The sequence below is a fragment of the Desulfoscipio gibsoniae DSM 7213 genome, assembly GCF_000233715.2.
Taxonomy (GTDB): Bacteria; Bacillota; Desulfotomaculia; order Desulfotomaculales; family Desulfallaceae; genus Sporotomaculum; species Sporotomaculum gibsoniae.
Map to the genome: position 1 here is coordinate 4,714,979 of NC_021184.1, position 17,377 is coordinate 4,732,355.

The 17,377-nt window shown below is 49.8% G+C and carries 17 protein-coding genes; 2 read left to right on the forward strand and 15 right to left on the reverse strand.

From position 1 onward, the window contains the following. The first annotated feature begins 275 nt into the window (after positions 1-275). Positions 276-686 (forward strand): type VII toxin-antitoxin system MntA family adenylyltransferase antitoxin, encoded by a 411-nt coding sequence (mntA, locus tag DESGI_RS21985; protein WP_041285810.1) that lies wholly within the window; start codon positions 276-278, stop codon positions 684-686. Next, on the forward strand, positions 676-1,080 hold the full coding sequence (gene hepT, locus DESGI_RS21990) for a type VII toxin-antitoxin system HepT family RNase toxin (RefSeq protein WP_006522303.1): 405 nt from the start codon (positions 676-678) through the stop codon (positions 1,078-1,080). Before mntA ends, hepT begins: the two co-directional genes overlap by 11 nt. 91 nt (positions 1,081-1,171) lie before the next feature. Here hepT and DESGI_RS21995 read toward each other — a convergent pair whose 3' ends face one another. From DESGI_RS21995 to DESGI_RS22065, 15 genes are all read right to left on the reverse strand, one after another. Beyond that, positions 1,172-2,077: a M23 family metallopeptidase gene (locus DESGI_RS21995; protein WP_006522302.1), complete on the reverse strand. Its 906-nt coding sequence runs from the start codon at positions 2,075-2,077 to the stop codon at positions 1,172-1,174. Between the two features lie 175 nt (positions 2,078-2,252). Continuing rightward, on the reverse strand, positions 2,253-3,539 hold the full coding sequence (rho, locus tag DESGI_RS22000) for a transcription termination factor Rho (RefSeq protein WP_006522301.1): 1,287 nt from the start codon (positions 3,537-3,539) through the stop codon (positions 2,253-2,255). A gap of 24 nt (positions 3,540-3,563) precedes the next feature. Further along, positions 3,564-4,037 carry a DUF2062 domain-containing protein gene (locus tag DESGI_RS22005; RefSeq protein WP_006522300.1) on the reverse strand — a complete coding sequence of 158 codons (474 nt, stop codon included), beginning with the start codon at positions 4,035-4,037 and terminating at the stop codon, positions 3,564-3,566. Between the two features lie 13 nt (positions 4,038-4,050). Beyond that, positions 4,051-4,698 (reverse strand): fructose-6-phosphate aldolase, encoded by a 648-nt coding sequence (fsa, locus tag DESGI_RS22010; protein ID WP_041285044.1) that lies wholly within the window; start codon positions 4,696-4,698, stop codon positions 4,051-4,053. Between the two features lie 121 nt (positions 4,699-4,819). Then, entirely contained in the window at positions 4,820-5,674 is an 855-nt protein-coding gene (locus DESGI_RS22015; protein WP_006522298.1) for a class II fructose-1,6-bisphosphate aldolase, read from the reverse strand. A gap of 311 nt (positions 5,675-5,985) precedes the next feature. Then, positions 5,986-6,669: a hypothetical protein gene (locus DESGI_RS22020; protein WP_006522297.1), complete on the reverse strand. Its 684-nt coding sequence runs from the start codon at positions 6,667-6,669 to the stop codon at positions 5,986-5,988. Positions 6,670-6,758: 89 nt separating this feature from the next. Continuing rightward, positions 6,759-7,163 (reverse strand): response regulator, encoded by a 405-nt coding sequence (locus DESGI_RS22025; protein WP_006522296.1) that lies wholly within the window; start codon positions 7,161-7,163, stop codon positions 6,759-6,761. A gap of 73 nt (positions 7,164-7,236) precedes the next feature. Beyond that, positions 7,237-8,043, reverse strand: a complete 807-nt coding sequence (locus DESGI_RS22030) for a Yip1 family protein (protein ID WP_006522295.1) — start codon at positions 8,041-8,043, stop codon at positions 7,237-7,239. Between the two features lie 105 nt (positions 8,044-8,148). After that, positions 8,149-9,066, reverse strand: coding sequence for a signal peptide peptidase SppA (gene sppA, locus DESGI_RS22035; protein WP_006522294.1), 918 nt, complete (start codon positions 9,064-9,066; stop codon positions 8,149-8,151). Between the two features lie 269 nt (positions 9,067-9,335). Then, on the reverse strand, positions 9,336-10,955 hold the full coding sequence (gene pyrG / locus DESGI_RS22040) for a CTP synthase (RefSeq protein WP_006522293.1): 1,620 nt from the start codon (positions 10,953-10,955) through the stop codon (positions 9,336-9,338). Between the two features lie 96 nt (positions 10,956-11,051). Beyond that, the gene (locus tag DESGI_RS22045; protein ID WP_006522292.1) at positions 11,052-11,216 is read right to left on the reverse strand and encodes a XapX domain-containing protein; all 165 of its coding nucleotides are present in this window, start codon (positions 11,214-11,216) and stop codon (positions 11,052-11,054) included. Positions 11,217-11,227: 11 nt separating this feature from the next. Beyond that, on the reverse strand, positions 11,228-12,892 hold the full coding sequence (gene argS / locus DESGI_RS22050) for an arginine--tRNA ligase (RefSeq protein ID WP_041285812.1): 1,665 nt from the start codon (positions 12,890-12,892) through the stop codon (positions 11,228-11,230). Positions 12,893-13,312: 420 nt separating this feature from the next. Next, a complete protein-coding gene (locus DESGI_RS22055) occupies positions 13,313-13,909 on the reverse strand; it encodes an indolepyruvate oxidoreductase subunit beta (RefSeq protein WP_006522290.1) in 597 nt (198 codons plus the stop codon). Beyond that, on the reverse strand, positions 13,902-15,659 hold the full coding sequence (iorA, locus tag DESGI_RS22060; protein WP_041285813.1) for an indolepyruvate ferredoxin oxidoreductase subunit alpha: 1,758 nt from the start codon (positions 15,657-15,659) through the stop codon (positions 13,902-13,904). Before iorA ends, DESGI_RS22055 begins: the two co-directional genes overlap by 8 nt. A 126-nt stretch (positions 15,660-15,785) precedes the next feature. Then, on the reverse strand, positions 15,786-17,312 hold the full coding sequence (locus DESGI_RS22065) for a sodium:solute symporter family protein (protein ID WP_006522288.1): 1,527 nt from the start codon (positions 17,310-17,312) through the stop codon (positions 15,786-15,788). Positions 17,313-17,377: the final 65 nt, after the last annotated feature.

Here is a 17,377-nt window from a genome sequence, read left to right on the forward strand (position 1 = left end):
GGCACCCACTTTTCTACATTTCTCTATCTTCATCTACCATCCTTCAGTATAATGCAATTTGATATACAGGTGAAGCTACATTTATCTTGTCTTTGGCTGCAACTTGCGATACCCATTTTTTACTAGTATAATGAAATAACGACATTAGGTGCCAGGTGTTGAAAGTTGCAAAATCTTTTGATTTTCAACTTTCAACACCTGGCACCAAAGCTATAGCTGGTACCGGCCGTAACCAACTAAACAAACAACGTTTCAGCACTGGAAGGTGTTTTCTTATGTATCTGAAAGAGCCCCAAATTGAGCTCATAAAAACATATCTACAGGAACAAATAGCGCCTTACTTAATTATTATTTTTGGTTCAGCTTTAACCGGCAAAATGCTGCCCGACAGCGATATTGATATTGCTTTCTTGGCAGAACAAAAATTTAGTGCCTACAAGCTTTTTATGATTGGCCAGCACCTGGCGGACAAACTGGGCCGGGATGTAGATTTGGTGGATTTAAATACCGCTTCCACTGTATTCCAGGCCAGAGTATTGACTACCGGAAAAGTTATTTATTGTACTGATGAAACCAAGCGCATGTTATTCTACATGCTCACCTTAAAAAAATATGCCCGTTTAAATGAAGAACGCAAACAAATAATTGATAGAATAGCGATAAGAGGTACCAGATATGACCAATGACGTGATAATCAACAAAATTATGGTCATCAAACGATGTATAAAGAGGATACATGAAGTATATAACAACGATCCACAAAATTTATATGACTACACTAAACAAGATTCCATAATCCTGAATATCCAAAGAGCTTGTGAAGCAGCTATTGACCTGGCTATGCACATTGTGGCTGAAAAGGACCTGGGACTTCCCCAAAGCAGCCGCGAAGCTTTTGATCTGCTGCACCAAAATAATATTATAGAACATGGATTAAGCAGGCGCCTAAAGGCTATGGTTGGCTTTCGCAATATTGCAGTGCATGATTACCAGATCATCAAGCTCGATATAATTAAAAACATAATTAACAAACACTTAAAGGATTTCCATGTATTCATAGAGCAAATTTTGAATTTATAAAACAAAAGGGGGGAGGTGCCACCAGACACCCCCCCTGGAAGCTCGGTGGAAGCAAGAGAACCGTCCCCGTGCTTTTTGAATAGCGGCCTGCTTAAGCATAAGCCCGCTCAAGGCAAAGCATCGGGTCAACAGGGATGCCGTTTAGCAGCACCTCAAAGTGCAGATGCGGGCCGGTGGAGCGCCCGGTGCTACCCACCAGGGCGATGCGCTGACCTGCGGATACCCGCTGCCCATCACTCACCAGCACGCGCGAGTTGTGCGCATAAAGGGTGCGCAGCCCGTCACCGTGATCAATGATTACCGTAATGCCGTAAGTGCCCCGTGGACCGGCAAAGACCACTCGCCCGTCTTTAACCGCCCGCACCGGCTCCCCCTGGTCGGCGGCAATATCAAGCCCCTCGTGCATAGCACCGTCGCGCATGCCATACGGGGAACTAATCCAACCCACCACGGGCCAGCTAAGCTGGCTAAGAGGCAGCCCCCGGGAAACCTGCCTGTCTCCCCCACCCTGACCGGCCGGAATCATTATTTGTTGACCGGCCAGCAGGCAATCCGGGTCTCGCAGTTCATTCATTTCCATCAGTTTTTTTTCTGAACACCCAAACCGCAGGGCAATTAAGCTCAGGGTTTCTCCCTTGCTCACCCGATAGGGTATTACAGTACCGGGCAGCATGAGTACTTGGCCTTTAATAATATGATTACCGTCGCGCAGGTTATTGGTTTCGGCCAGCTGGTCGGCATCAAGACCGTATTGCAGAGCAATATGACTTAAAGTGTCACCCTTTTGTACAACATAAACCCGGGGTAAAGCCGCCACCGACTGGGTAGCCTGCTGATCTATCTTCTCGGCCACCGGCGGCGTCATATAGGGTTTATCAGGACTCAGCAGTTCGTCCAGCCTGGCCTGGGCCGGCTGGTGCGAAGCAGTAAGGCAACCGGCCACTAGTAAAGTTAATAAACCCGCGGTTATTATAGTTTTCTTACTGGCTTTTAACATTCTAAATTAACCTCTCCCACAATATTAATGCAACATTGTTTTTTTGATAAATAAATCTTTTGTTTTCACTTTAAATTATTGCCAGGAAAGCTATAATTTATACAATTTGCACCACGACAAAAAACCCGGCTTTTACCGGGCTTTAATATCCATGCTCAAAACATGGGTTTTTAGGTTATGGAAGAGAGACTGCCCCCTGGTTGGTTGACTTTTGTCCGCGGATATTGCGAAAGGCTCGCAGCAGATCGCCGTTTGATTTGGTCTTTTTCAGCCTCTCGCTAATATGTTCCAAAGCTTCCGCGGGCGACAGACCGGCGGTGGCTTTACGGAAATACCAGTTCAGCTCCAGCTCATCTTTACTAAGCAACAAATCCTCCCGGCGGGTGCCGGAACGCAACACGTCAATGGCGGGAAATATACGGCGCTCAGCCAGACGGCGATCCAGGATAAGTTCCATATTACCGGTACCTTTGAATTCCTCAAAGATTACGTCATCCATGCGGCTCCCCGTTTCCACCAGCGCAGTAGCTAAAATGGTCAGTGAGCCGCCCTCTTCCAAATTACGGGCGGCACCAAAGAACCGCTTCGGTCTATGCAATGAGGATGGGTCTACGCCGCCGCTCAGCGTACGACCGCTGGGCGGTACTACTAAGTTATGGGCCCGGGCCAGGCGGGTAATGCTGTCCAGCAAAATCAGCACATCCCGGCCGTGTTCCACCAACCGCTTGGCCCGCTCCAGCACCAGGTCGGCCACCCGCACGTGATTTTCCGGGGGCTCGTCAAACGTAGAGCTAATCACATCGCCGCGTACAGAGCGCTCCATGTCGGTGACTTCTTCGGGACGTTCATCAATAAGCAGTACAATCAGGTATATTTCCGGATGGTTAGCGGTAACACTATTGGCTATCGCTTTTAACAACACGGTCTTGCCCGCCTTGGGCGGCGATACCAAAAGCCCGCGCTGACCTTTACCAATGGGAGCAATTAAATCGATGATCCGGGTGGAGAGTTTATCCTTATCGGTTTCCAGGGTAATCCGCTCTTGGGGAAATAGAGGGGTGAGTCCGGCAAAATGCAGCCTTTTAGCAGCTTCCTCTGGGTCGGCATTGTTAACCTGCTCAACACGCAACAGCGCTGAATAGCGTTCTGTATCCTTGGGACCGCGGACTTGCCCGGCCACCAGGTCACCGGTACGCAGGTCAAATCGCCTAATCTGTGAGGATGAAACGTATATATCATCATAGCTGCGCAAAAAGTGACCGGGCCTTAAAAAACCGTAGCCGTCAGGAAGTATTTCCAGCACACCACTGGAATACTGCAGCCCGCTTTTCTCCATCTGCGCCCTGACAATCTCGGCAACCAATTCTTTTTTGCGTAACCGGGAATACCCGGTCAGCTCAAGTTCTTTGGCCAGGGCATATAATTCCGCAAGTGTTTTACTTTCTAATTCATTATAGTTCAATGGCAACCCACCTAATTAAAATAGTTAGTATTTTATGTCTTTGTGCTTCATTGCTTTGCGGGAATGTCTGAGCAGCAGCAGACGCCGCACTACAATATATAACGCCAACCAGGCCAAGATGGCATTCACCGCTGCCCCTACTAAAAACGGTAAGCCAAGCTCCAACAAGTGCCCCATCCAGTGGTCCGGCGCACCCGTCACCGCAGCCGCAACCATATCCCCGGGTAATTCGGTACCTAACAGCAGATTACCCGTGGCCACGTTTAAAAGGTAGAAAAATGGCACCGCCCATTTAAAGAAAGCAGCTGTTAAAGCACCGGCCAAACCATTACCGCCAACCACCCGGGCCACCAGATAAGCAATGGGAATACTAATTAAAGGAAGAGGCAAAAAATCAAGGGCTACCCCAAGGGCCGCGCCCCGGGCCACCTTTGTGGGCGCATCCGGCAAATCCATTACCCGGTTGTAATAATCTCTGAGGCGCCCTATGATTTTCAAGGGATGATCCTCCTTACTTTTTGGGCACCTTGGCCCAATCAGACAAAAATTTTTCTATACCTGAATCAGTCAGGGGATGATTTAACATTTGCACCAGCACCTTGTAGGGTACAGTGGCAATGTGGGCACCGGCCAGCGCCGATTGAGTCACATGCATGGGGTGCCTGATGCTGGCGGAAATTATTTCCGGTGCCAAGCCATGCAAGTCATATATCTCGGCAATATCTTTGATCAACTCCAGACCGTCGTAACCGATATCGTCCAATCGGCCGACAAACGGGCTGACGTAAGTAGCACCGGCCAGAGCGGCCATGAGGGCCTGGTTGGCTGAGAAAACCAGGGTCACATTGGTTTTGATCCCTTTTTGAGCCAGTGCACTTACAGCTTTAAGACCCTCACCGGTCATAGGGATCTTAACTACGATATTTGGATGTATAGCCGCCAATTCCTCGGCCTCGGCAATCATGGGCCCGGCATCGGTACTAACCGCTTCGGCACTGATGGGTCCATCCACAATGGTGGTTATTTCCCGGACCACTGCACCAAAGTCCCTTCCCTCCCGAGCAATTAATGACGGATTAGTGGTTACACCACTAATCACGCCCAGTTCACTTGCCGACTTTATCTCATCAACATTGGCGGAATCTATAAACAGTTTAATAACTGGACACCTCCATATAATGTTATCGGACGCCTTAAACGCCTGATGTCATTATAACCTTTGCATTGGCATGGATGTTGAGTGCTCAATGCGGTGTCAATAGATAGACAAAGGTTTTACATCAAGCCTTGCCGGAGCTGCCGAAAATCCTTATTTTTTCCCTGATCAGTTCCACTGCCGCCTCCCGGGCGGGGCCCAATATTTTACGCGGGTCAATTTCATCGGGGCAGTCGGCAATAACTTTCCGGCAGCGATCGACAAAGGCCTCGCGGATGTTGGTGTCAATGTTTACTTTGCACACCCCCAGGCGAATTGCTTCCCGGATGGCTTCTTCAGGCACTCCCGAGGAACCGTGCAGCACGATGGGAATGCTTATCAGGGAACGTATTTTTTCCAGCCGGGCAAAATCCAACCTGGGCTCACCTTTGTAGCGACCATGCGCTGTACCAATGGCCACAGCCAGTGCATCCACCCGGGTTTCCTGCACAAAAACCCGGGCTTCTTCGGGATCAGTAAAGAAAGCATCAGCATCGCTGACATGGATATCATCCTCAGTGCCGCCTATTTTGCCCAACTCGGCCTCAACGGAAACGCCCACCGGTCTGGCAGCAGCTACAACCTGCCTGGTTAACGCAATATTGTCTTCCAGAGTATGTTTGGAGCCATCGATCATTACGGATGAAAATCCCGATCGAATACAGCGCATCACTTGATCAAAACTGGTACCGTGATCCAGATGCAGCGCCACGGGTACATTTACCATAGCCGCAGCCACATTGGCCATGGCTGTGATATATTCAATGCCGGCGTATTTTATCGCCCCCTGGCTGGCCTGCATAATAACCGGTGCCTTTTCAGCCTCAGCAGCAGCGGCGATGGCTTGAACAATCTCCATATTGTTGCAGTTAAAGGCGCCCACCGCATAACCGCCCGCCTGCGCTTCCCGCAGCAATGCACTTACCGGAACCAAACTCATACGCAAACCTCCTCATAAATGTATATACGTTATTTTACCTGATTTTTATATATATCTATAAGGTAATTTTCCAACAAAAAATCTAACGATACAACATTACATAAGAACGGCAATCATTCCATAAATCAAAAACGCCACCGCTAAACGCATCGTATCGTCATGAACTTGTTTACCGTAAATACGTTTCCCGGCATCATTATTCTCTACAGGTAAGCCAATCCTGCATTTAATAAACATTATTGTTCAATCAGGCATATTTGAAATTTAATGCTCTAAAAGTATTATACACCCCTTAAGGGGTGTTTATCATTTTATTTACGCCTGCGCTTGGGTTTTTTACCGGTTTTGGTCGTACTGGACAAACTGTCCAAACATTCAAAGCCGTTGCGTACCAGTTCAATGGTTTCAACCTCTTTGATAACCCGGAGGTCATCATCTGTTTCGGCATAAATAATATTTACACTGTCGCAATCCTTGCAATACAGCTCCAGGCGGTCGGGGAATATATCCACTTCCACGTCCTGGTTGCCACATTGACAATAAAGAGAGCCCTTCTCGGCAATATCATGCAGGCAATTAAGCACTTCATACATTATTTCCGAGTTGTGAAAATACTCATCCTCCGCTTCAAAATCATCCGCCAGCGCCTCCATGGTTTCCTGCTGCGCAGCAGCCAGGGCCTTAACTTCGTCCGCAGGCCCAATGTACCCCAATTCAAGACCTGTCTCATGGCAAAAAAGGCAGTTTGCTTCACCAGACCAGAGCATCCTGGCGCTTAAAGACCGTACATGCTTGCTCTCGCATACCACACAGGGCACCTGAAGCCAATAGTTACTACGGTCTTTAGTGGTTACAACAAGTTTCACATAACTACATGAACATCTAACTTCAACTCTTTTTTGACCACTAAAATCAAAACGAGAAAGATTATGATAATCCAGTTTTCCACATTCAGGGCACCGCATGGCTAATAGCACATCGGTAACTATAATCATGTCTGTCCTCCTGCCCTATATGGTATGTTTACTCATTTATCGGGTATTCGACACAACAATATATAAATCCTTTTTCTAGAGCCTACTGGCTATGTGCTCGCTGTAAAATCAACATCATTCTGGTTAGAGAGATAGCGCCGCACTATATTACGAAGATCATCCAAATCAAATGGTTTGCTTATATAATTGACCGGTCGGGCACCATCAGCGACTTCCTGCTCAATATCCAACTCGCCATAGGCCGTCATCATTACCACTGGCACATCGCTGTCAAACTTTTTAATTTTTTCCAAAATTTCAAAACCGTTCATGCCAGGCATTTTTACATCCAATAAAATAAGACGATAATCATTCCGGCCCAATCTTGCTAAAGCCTCGGAACCGCTGGCAGCCTGATCAATTGAATACCCTTCATCAATTAACGCTTCGCAAATTAACCAGCGCACACCAGCTTGGTCATCAATAACAAGTATATCATAATTTTGACCAGGCATATTTCCACCCTCCGTAAAGCCATTTTCTAGATCTCTTTTTCTACAGCACTTTTAAAAGTCCTGCATAAAATTGTTAAATAATACGTGCAGCCATAATAGATGAGACAACGGTGCCAAAGTAAACAAAAGTAAGCAATGTCAAGAATACCAGCATCATTCCGGGTGTCATAGCCACCAGCACAGCCCGGGCCGTGCTGAAATGATGCACTTCCCGCAGCCCGATAATCAACAATACAACTCCCCAGAAATATATCACTACAGCCAACAATCCGGCCATAAAGTTAAACAGCCACCCTGCATTAACCAATCCAATGGCTATTTGTACCGGTATCATAAAAACCGCAGGCAAACCGGCTGCACCATATACGGTAAAAACACTGCGAGCCGAGCCGCTGCCGGCATATAGTTCCGCCAGAAGGTGCAAAAGGCCGGCCATAAAAAACCATTTAAATATACTAAACAAAAAACCTGTTACGGCAACAAATGACAGCGTGGCTTGACCAACTGTCACTCCCGGCAAGCCCGCTAAATTTATTCTATCCAAATATATTGGTGTGGTGAAAATACCTGTTAAGGCCTCCACCAGGTTGAGCACCACGAAAATAATTACAACAGTTCCTATGGGAGGGTTGGAGACAAAGCCGGCAAATGTTCGTGCCGGTTCAAAAAGAACACCATAAAAGACATCCAAAATTCCATTTTTAACCTGACCATTATTAACGATATTATCCCTTTCTTCCACCAGGTATACATTTTCTTTACCATCATCGTTAACAAGCGGACCGCCTGCATGCGTATTTAAATTATCCGGTGTCATTTGACCATCCGGTACACTTGTCTTATCCCGGACATGTTCATTGTTATTTTGCAAATTATCCATTAATAACCTCCACTAATAACCTCCACCAGTACACCTTAACTCCCGTGAATCTTTAACAGTGTTTAATATCATTGACCGCAGCAGTGCAGATGCATGCTTACAATACTACTTGACTTGCGGGTTGTTTAAAAGCAGCCAGGGCCACAGGTCGACTGAAAGTGCCCCGGTTCGCATACCGCTTAACATGCCCCACCAGGGATACTGGGGCGATAAATCAATTATCTCGGGCTCACCTTTAATACCTGCCAGGTCGGCCGCTATATCAATTGCGTCGTAAAAATTACCCAGATCATCCACCAGGCCGTTTTTTATGGCCTGGCTGCCGGTGAAAACACGCCCGTCGGCCACTTCCCGCACCCTGGCCTGATCTATACCCCGGCCTTCGGATACTGTATCAACAAATTGTTCATACATATCATCCACCATGCTTTGAAAAATTTGCTGTTCCCGCTCTGTAATCTCCCTGGAGGTTGAACCCATATCCTTGTGCGGGCCGCTTTTAAAAACCACCGGATCAACACCCAACTTTTCGTACAGCCCCTGCAAATTCTGGGTTTCCATGATTACTCCGATGCTGCCGGTGATTGTACCGGGATTAGCTACTATTTTGTCACAGCGACAGGCAATCCAATATCCGCCGGAAGCTGCCACATCACCCATAGAGGCCACAACTTTTTTACCGGCTTGGCGCAGCCGGTCCACCTCTAGAGCTATTTCCTGGGAAGCCGCTGCAGTGCCGCCAGGGGTGTTTAACCGCAACACCACCGCTTTTATTGCAGGGTCATCGGCGGCCCGGCGCAGTTGCTCCATAATGGCCTCAGAACCTGCCACAGTCGAAAACAAGCTGCTGGAGTCAGCACCGCTGGCAATGGCACCGTTGATTTGAATAATCCCAATCATGCTGCCGGAGCTGCTTTGGTCATAATAACCTCTACCCCCGTTTTTACCGTATATAGCAGCAGCCATAAGCGATAAAAATACCAGGCCAATTATTAAACCTGCTATTACTTTATGTTTTAGCATAGTTCACAACCTTTCCCAAGTATTATGCATATCTATACATTTACCGATACGTGTCAGTATTATATAAGATTGCCTCACGGAATTATTTCTAATATATGCGGCAATTTACTCAATAGCCAACCTTTGGACATATAAAAAAGCTTTGGATATTACCAAAGCTTAAAGAAAATGCAATATGCTAATATTGTTAATTATACAGCATATGGCGGCGTTGTCCAGATAAGATATGGTAACTATATGTGCATCAAGGCTTCAAGCTGCAACGAATTTCAACTTTCCACACCCGGTACCTGGTTGGCCAGGGTTGCACCAATAAAATCCCTGAATAACGGATGGGGTTTATAAGGACGCGATTTAAATTCCGGGTGGAACTGGGTGGCCACAAACCAGGGATGGTCTTGCAGTTCAACTATTTCCACCAGATAGCGGTCAGGCAGGGTGCCGCTAAATACCATACCTGCCCCGGCCAGTGCTTCACGATAGTGATTATTTAATTCGTAACGGTGACGGTGCCTTTCGTAAATAATATCCTCAGCATAAGCTTTATGTGCCAGCGTGCCGGGCAACAGACGGCAGGGATAACGACCCAGGCGCATAGTGCCGCCCATCCGGTCCAGTTCCTTTTGCTCAGGCAGCAGATCGATCACCGGATATTGCGTAGCAGCGTTAAATTCGGCGCTGTTGGCGTTGATCCAACCCATTTTATTTCTGGCAAATTCAACAACCGCCAGCTGCATGCCCAGGCAAATACCCAGATAGGGTATCTTGTTTTCCCTGGCAAACCGTATAGCATTTATCTTACCTTCAATACCCCGGTCGCCAAAACCGCCCGGCACCAGAACACCATCTACATCTGCCAGGAACTTGTCCACAGGTTGGTTTTCCAAATCCTCAGCGTTGATCCAGCGAATGTCTACTGCCGCACCGTGGAAAAGGCCTGCATGACGCAGCGCTTCGGCCACGCTTAAATAGGCATCGGGCAAGGCTACGTATTTACCCACCAGGGCAATGGTAGTGTGCCGGTGCAGGTTTTTCATTTTATCCACCATGGCACGCCATTCGGTTAAATCGGGCGCATTGGGGCATTCAAGGCTTAGCCGCCTTACGGCAAGGTCGCCCAGGCCCTCGGCTTCCAGCATCAGAGGCACTTCATAAATATGCGAGGCGTCCAACATCTGCACCACGGCATCCAGGTCGGTATCACAAAACAAAGCCAGTTTCTCCACCATCTCTCTGGAAATCGGCTTTTCGGTACGACAGACCAGCACGTCAGGCTGGATACCGATGCTGCGCAGTTCCTTGACGCTATGCTGGGTGGGCTTGGTTTTCAGCTCATTGGCCACCCTGAGGTAGGGCACCAAAGTGACGTGTATATACATCACATTTTCCCGGCCCAGGTCACTCTTTAACTGGCGAATGGCTTCCATAAACGGCAGTGATTCAATGTCGCCCACGGTGCCCCCGATTTCCACCACTACCACATCGGGGTTAAGTTCCCGCGCAACGCGACGTACCCGCTCTTTAATTTCATTGGTGATATGCGGGATTACCTGTATGGTAGCACCAAGGTAGTCACCCCGGCGCTCTTTGTTGATGACTGACCAGTAAATGCCACCGGTGGTCACATTGCTGCTTTGGCCCAAATCTACATCGATAAACCGTTCATAGTGACCCAGGTCCAGGTCGGTTTCCGCTCCGTCTTCGGTGACAAATACTTCTCCATGTTGATAAGGGCTCATGGTACCGGGATCAACATTAATATAGGGATCCAGTTTTTGAACGGCCACTTTCAGCCCGCGGCTCTTCAGCAGTCGACCCAGGGAGGCGGCAGTGATTCCTTTGCCCAAGGACGACACCACTCCCCCGGTAATAAATATGAACTTGGCCATAGGAGCCTCCTGTTGTCATTTTTTTCAGCACAATCCTATATATTTTATACATGCCTTATCTGACATGTCAACATCAAATGTCGGGCATCTGTGCCTTTATTCCCGAATCAGCAGCCGGGTGGCCGCCATATAACCCAGAAACATTCCCACAATGCCCATAACGCCGGCAAGGGTGGGAGGCGCGGGTACGGGCAGTTTGATCTTTGCAAAGATAAAGCCCACCGCAAAACCGGCCAGGGTGGCTATAATTACCTCGCGCATAAATACCCCCCTTACATCTTTTCAGGCGCCCGAACCCCCAGCAGTGTCAGTGCGTTGCGCAATACCATCCTGGTAGCCTCCATAAGCAGCAGCCGGGCGTTGGTTAATTCCAGATCATCGGTAATGACCCGGTGCACGTTGTAAAAACTGTGCAGCAGCCCGGCCACCTCGTGCACATAGCGCGCAATACGGTGGGGTGCCAACTGGCGGGCCGCCAGGGCGACCTCTTCGGGGAAGTCCGCCAAACGCCGGGCCAAGGCCAGCTCGGCTTCCTCCCGCAGCAGTTCTATATTTACAGCATCCGCTCCGGGCACCCCCCGGCCTTGTTCAGCCAGCTGGCGGAAAATGCTGCAGATGCGGGCATGGGCGTATTGCACGTAGTAAACAGGGTTATCGTTGGACTGGGTACGGGCCAGATCCAGGTCAAAATCCAGATGGCTGTCTGCGCTGCGCATAATAAAGAAATAGCGGGCGGCGTCTAATCCCACTTCATCCACCAGTTCCTCCAGGGTAACAAACTGACCAGTGCGCTTGGACATACGCACTATTTCGCCCCCGCTAAACAGCCTGACCAGCTGCATCAGCAGCACCTGCAGTGCATCCGGGTCATAACCAAGGGCTTTTATAGCGCCCTTCATCCGGGCTACATGACCATGATGGTCGGCGCCCCAAATGTTGATCACCCGGTCAAAACCCCTGTCAAACTTGTCCATGTGATAGGCAATGTCCGCAGCATAATAAGTGGGTATGCCGTTTTTACGCACCACCACTTCGTCTTTCTCCAAACCAAAGGCGCTGGCTTTAAACCACAGTGCGCCCTCCAGTTCATAAAGAAAGCCCCGCTCCCGCAGGCGCTGTAAGGCTCCGTCCACTTTGCCGGAATCATGCAACGACTGTTCTGAGAACCATACATCATAGTTTACCCCGAAATCAGCCAGGGCCTTTTTAATACCTCCAATTTTTTCGTCCAGAGCATACTGCGCCAGTGTATCCAGACGGGTACGGCGGTCAACGTTAAGCAGTTTATCCCCGTGCTCTTCTATGTAACGGCGGGCTGTGTCAATGATGTCCTGCCCGTGGTAGCCGCCTTCGGGGACCTCTCCTTCCCGGCCAAGCAGCTCAAAATAGCGAGCCTCCACGGAAAGGGCAAAGTTTTCCACCTGGTTGCCGGCGTCATTGATATAATACTCCCTGGTAACCTGCCAGCCCGCAAATTCCAGTATGGCCGCAATACTGTCGCCCAGCGCGGCACCACGGGCGTTGCCCATGTGCAGCAACCCCGTAGGGTTGGCACTGACAAATTCCACCTGCACCTCTTTGTTCTTCCCCAGCTGCACCCGCCCGTAGTCAGATTGCCTGTTTACCGCCAGCGGCACAGACTCCAGCACCCACCGGGGATCCAAAATAAAGTTGATAAAGCCGGGACCGGCCACTTCAACCCGTTCCAGCCACCGGGTGGAACGAGGCAAGTTTTGGGTCAACGCCTCGGCAATCTTACGCGGGGCCATGCGGGCCTGTTTGGGCAACAGCATGGCCAGGTTGGTGGCAAAATCACCGTGCTCCCGCTCCCGTGGAACCTCCACAACAAAGTCAGGCAATTCCACCGGCGGTATCTCCCCCGCCTCAACCGCCTTGCCCAGCGCCTCCACCAAGGCCTTCTCAAGGGCCACGCGCATCTCTTCCACTACACTGATTACTCCACTCACTATGTTAAATAGCCTCCTTTGGTACCAGGTGTTGACTACCACCCACCGGTGCCGCCACCCACTCTGGTGCCGGGTGTTGAATGGTTGAAAGAGGGTGTCCTCCTCGTATTTCTACACCAGATACAGTATATCATGTTATTTACCGGGGGGATAACCGACAACCCATTATTTTCTTTACCTAAATTTATGGTGTCAAAACAAACTTAAATGATACACCGCTGGCATAACGCCTTTGTCCGAAATTATACACCACATATATAGTACCTATACACGGTGGTTTAAGTATGGGCAAACCAACAAAAGAAAAGACGGCACGTAATGCCATCTTTAGGAATAAAACCCTATGTTAAACTATCCATCATTTAACCTTACAACACCCGGCACCAGGTTTTAACACCCGGTACCAGAGGTAGCGGCGGTGAAGCCGGCGGTGAAAGCGGCGTTGTTTACTTCCAGGAGGCGCGGGGGTATTGTAGCTGCCAGGGCATCCCGCCAGATTTTTTCTTCAATGGGCAGTTTTTGGGCCAGGGCTCCCAGCAGCACTACATTGGCTGCTTTGGCGTTGCCACAAGCGATGGCGTGTTCCAGAGCTTGCAATACCTGGACATTTACTCCCCGTGATTGTACTTGGGGGATAATATTTTGCGGATACTCGGCCGCCCCGGCCAGCACGGAAACCGGGTAGATCTGCTGGTTGTTGATAATTATTATGCCGCCCGGCTTGAGATAGGAAAGCCAGCGCAGCGCTTCCAGCTCTTCGAAGGCCAGAATAACATCGGCTTCCCCCTCGGAAATGAGGGGTGAATATACCTTTTCGCCCAAGCGCACCTGGGTGACTACACTGCCTCCCCGCTGGGCCATGCCGTGAATCTCCGAAACTTTGATATCGTAACCGACGGCCTGAGCCACAGCAGCCAACACTTTACTGGCCAGTATGGTACCCTGACCACCCACACCCACCATAAGAACATCTATCGGTTTAAGCATCGGCCTGCCCCCTTTGCATAGCTCCGGTTTTACATACTTGTACACACAAATTACAGCCCACACAGGCGTCTGCACTCACCAAAGCCTTATTTTCAATTACCGAAATAGCCGGGCAGCTCAGTTTCAAGCAGGTTTTACAACCGGTGCACTTTTCCTGATCCACCGTAACGGCCGGTTTTACCTCCCGCTTGAGGAGGGCACAAGGACGCCGGGCAATAATTACCGACGGGCCGGGTGCAGCCGTTTCAGCCTTAATTACTTCCTGCAGCCGGGATATATCCAAGGGATCAACCACTTCCACCCTTTTTACCCCCAGTGACCGGCATAGCATAGTTATATCCACCTCGGGTGCTTCCTGGCCCATGAGGTTGCGGCCTGTGGCCGGGTGGTCCTGGTGCCCCGTCATGGCGGTGGTGCGATTGTCCAGAATAATTACGGTACTGTCGCTGTTGTTATAAACTGCATTGAGCAGTCCGGTAATACCTGAATGCAAAAAAGTTGAGTCGCCAATTACAGCAACGGTGCGCCCCTTTAGCTCCGGCACTGCTTTGTCAATGCCGTGGGCCATACCTATGCTGGCACCCATGCATACACAGGCATCAATCCCTTCCAGGGGTGGCAGCCCGCCCAGTGTATAACAGCCTATGTCACCTGTTACGGTTAGTTTAAGCCGGCGCAGGGTATAAAAGACACCGCGGTGCGGGCAGCCCGCGCACAGCACCGGCGGACGGGGCGGCGCCTGGGGCAAACCCTTGGCCGGATCTTCAAACTTGGGTTGTGCCGGCAGCACCCCTGCTGACGCAAAACAGGTACGCAACAGACCCTGGCTGAATTCGCCACTGTACGGGAATATCTCTTTACCGGTCACTTTGATACCCAGCATACGGATTTGCTCTTCCAGGTAGGGTTCCAATTCTTCAACCACGAAAAGCTTTTCCACCTGGGCGGCAAACTTTTTAATAAGCCCAACAGGCAGGGGATTAGTCATACCCAGTTTAAGCACTGATGCATCGGGCAGTACTTCCTTAACCAGTTGACAGCTGATGCCGCTGGTGATTACACCAACCTTATCATTGCCCGGGACAATAAAGTTCACCGGCGTGCTTTCGCTATATTCCGCCAGCCTGGCCATTCTGTCCGCCAAGCTGACCCGGCGCAGGCGACCGAAGGCGGGTACCATAAGGTTTTTCTTGACATCTTTGCTGTATGGCTTAATTTCTCGAGCCACCGGCTCACCCATTTCCACCATACTCTGCGAATGTGATACCCGGGTAGTGGTGCGCAGCATCACGGGAATATCATACTGTTCGCTAATAGCCAGGCCAAGACACACCATGTCCTTGGCCTCCTGGCTGTCTGAAGGTTCCAGCATGGCCACTTTGGCAGATTTGGCGTAATAACGGTTGTCCTGTTCGTTTTGGGAACTGTGCATACCTGGATCATCGGCCGAAACCAACACCAATCCCCCGTTGACGCCGGTATAAGCCACGGTGAACAGCGGGTCGGCAGCCACGTTAACGCCCACGTGCTTCATAGTCACCAGCGTTCGGGCACCTGCCATTGCGGCGCCGATAGCTACTTCCAGGGCGACCTTTTCATTGGGTGCCCATTCGCTATAGATCCCTTCATAACGGGAAAGGTTCTCCAAAATTTCGGTACTGGGTGTACCTGGATAACCCGCAGCCAGGGTAACACCAAATTCATAAGCGCCTCTGGCTATGGCGGCGTTGCCTGAAAGCAATTCTTTCAAAATTTTAAACCTCCTATCGGGGTCAAACTTAAACTTGCCTAAACTTTCGCAAATTAACATGCCTTTCCCTCTCACTTTGCGAGTCGCGAAGTGAGAGGGGTGGGACCAGTAAATTAGTTAAACCAGCTACGATTTTGGCGTCAGTGTTCCGGGTGTCCGGGACACTCGGTCCGGTGCGGTCCTGGAAGAAGGACCAAATATATAATTTATATGCCCTGCAGGCAACGGCTGCGTAAACACACTCACCATAGGTACCACCAGCAGGGGGATAAGCATGGCTATGGATCCAATCAGCGGTATAATACCCGCGTCCAGCTTGTAATAGAATGAGCATCCCACCGATATTAAAAGTCCGGTGACTATCCCCGCCCAGGCCCCGCTGCAGGTAACCCGACGCCAAAACAGCCCATACAGGTACGGGGCCAAAAACACACCGGCCACGGTACCCCAGGATATGGCCATCAAACTTAATATTATGGCTGGTTTAGCCAGGGCCAGCAGCAGCGACAACGCGATAAACAAAAGACACATTAACCGCATCACCGCTACTCCATTGCGCTCGGCTTTATCCGGAGCTACGGTTTTATATAAATCTATGGCTATTGACGAACTGGATACCAGCACCAGTGAGGCCAGCGTGCTCATGGAGGCGCTCAACACCATCAGCAATATCAGCGCTGCAACCACCTCGGGCAAAACAGTATCTATTAATATAGGCATCAACATATCCGGGGTCGCCTTACCGGTGGATGGGTCCAGCGGCAATTCATTGAAAAACAGTCGTGTCAAGGAGCCGGTAAAATAGGCCCCAAAGGTGATAATCAGCGCAAATACTGTGGCCACTACAGTGGCGGGCCGGATAGCCTCAGCGCTTTTAATAGCGTAAAATTTCTGCACCATCTGGGGCAATCCCCATGTTCCCAGGCTGGTAAGCACCACCAGTGAGGCCAGGGGCAGCCAACCGGAGGGACCAACCGGGGCAACAAGACCCGGTTCTATTTGAGCCAGCCTGTGCACACCTTCAAAAATACCGTTTACCTGGGGTGCAGATAAAACAAAATACACCAGCATACCTACGCCCAGGATCATAATAATACCCTGCACAAAGTCCGTCATAGCCATTGCACGGTAGCCGCCCATCACCAGGTACAGGGCAGTAAGCAGGCACATAAACACGGCGGCATACAGGTAGGGTATACCAAATATTTGGTTAAACAGGTAACTCAGCCCCATGTAGACCGATGCCGAATAAGGGACCAAAAAAATAAAAATAACCAGGGCGGAAAAAATTTTCATACCCCGGCTCTGATACCGGGCTTCCAGAAACTCGGGCATGGTCATGGTGTTGAGCTTGATGGTCATTGCTCTCGTTCGCCGGGCCAAGATGATCCAGGCCAGCAAACTGCCCACCAGAGTATTGCCGAGCACTATCCAAAGCCCGGATATCCCAAAACCCCATCCTACCTTACCCGCATAACCAATTATAATAACGGCCGAAAAATACGCGGTGCCAAAACTAAACGCGGAAAGCCACGGGCCCACTGAACGACCGCCCAGGAAAAAGTCGTTTACAGTACGGGTCCTGCGCATGGCCACTAAGCCGTTAAACAGCAAAACTGCCACAAAAAAGCCCACCAGGGCATACTTAAACATGCTGCCATCCTCCCATGCTGCTCAGTTTAATAATTATATTTTTAGTTATGGACATAATTAAATTC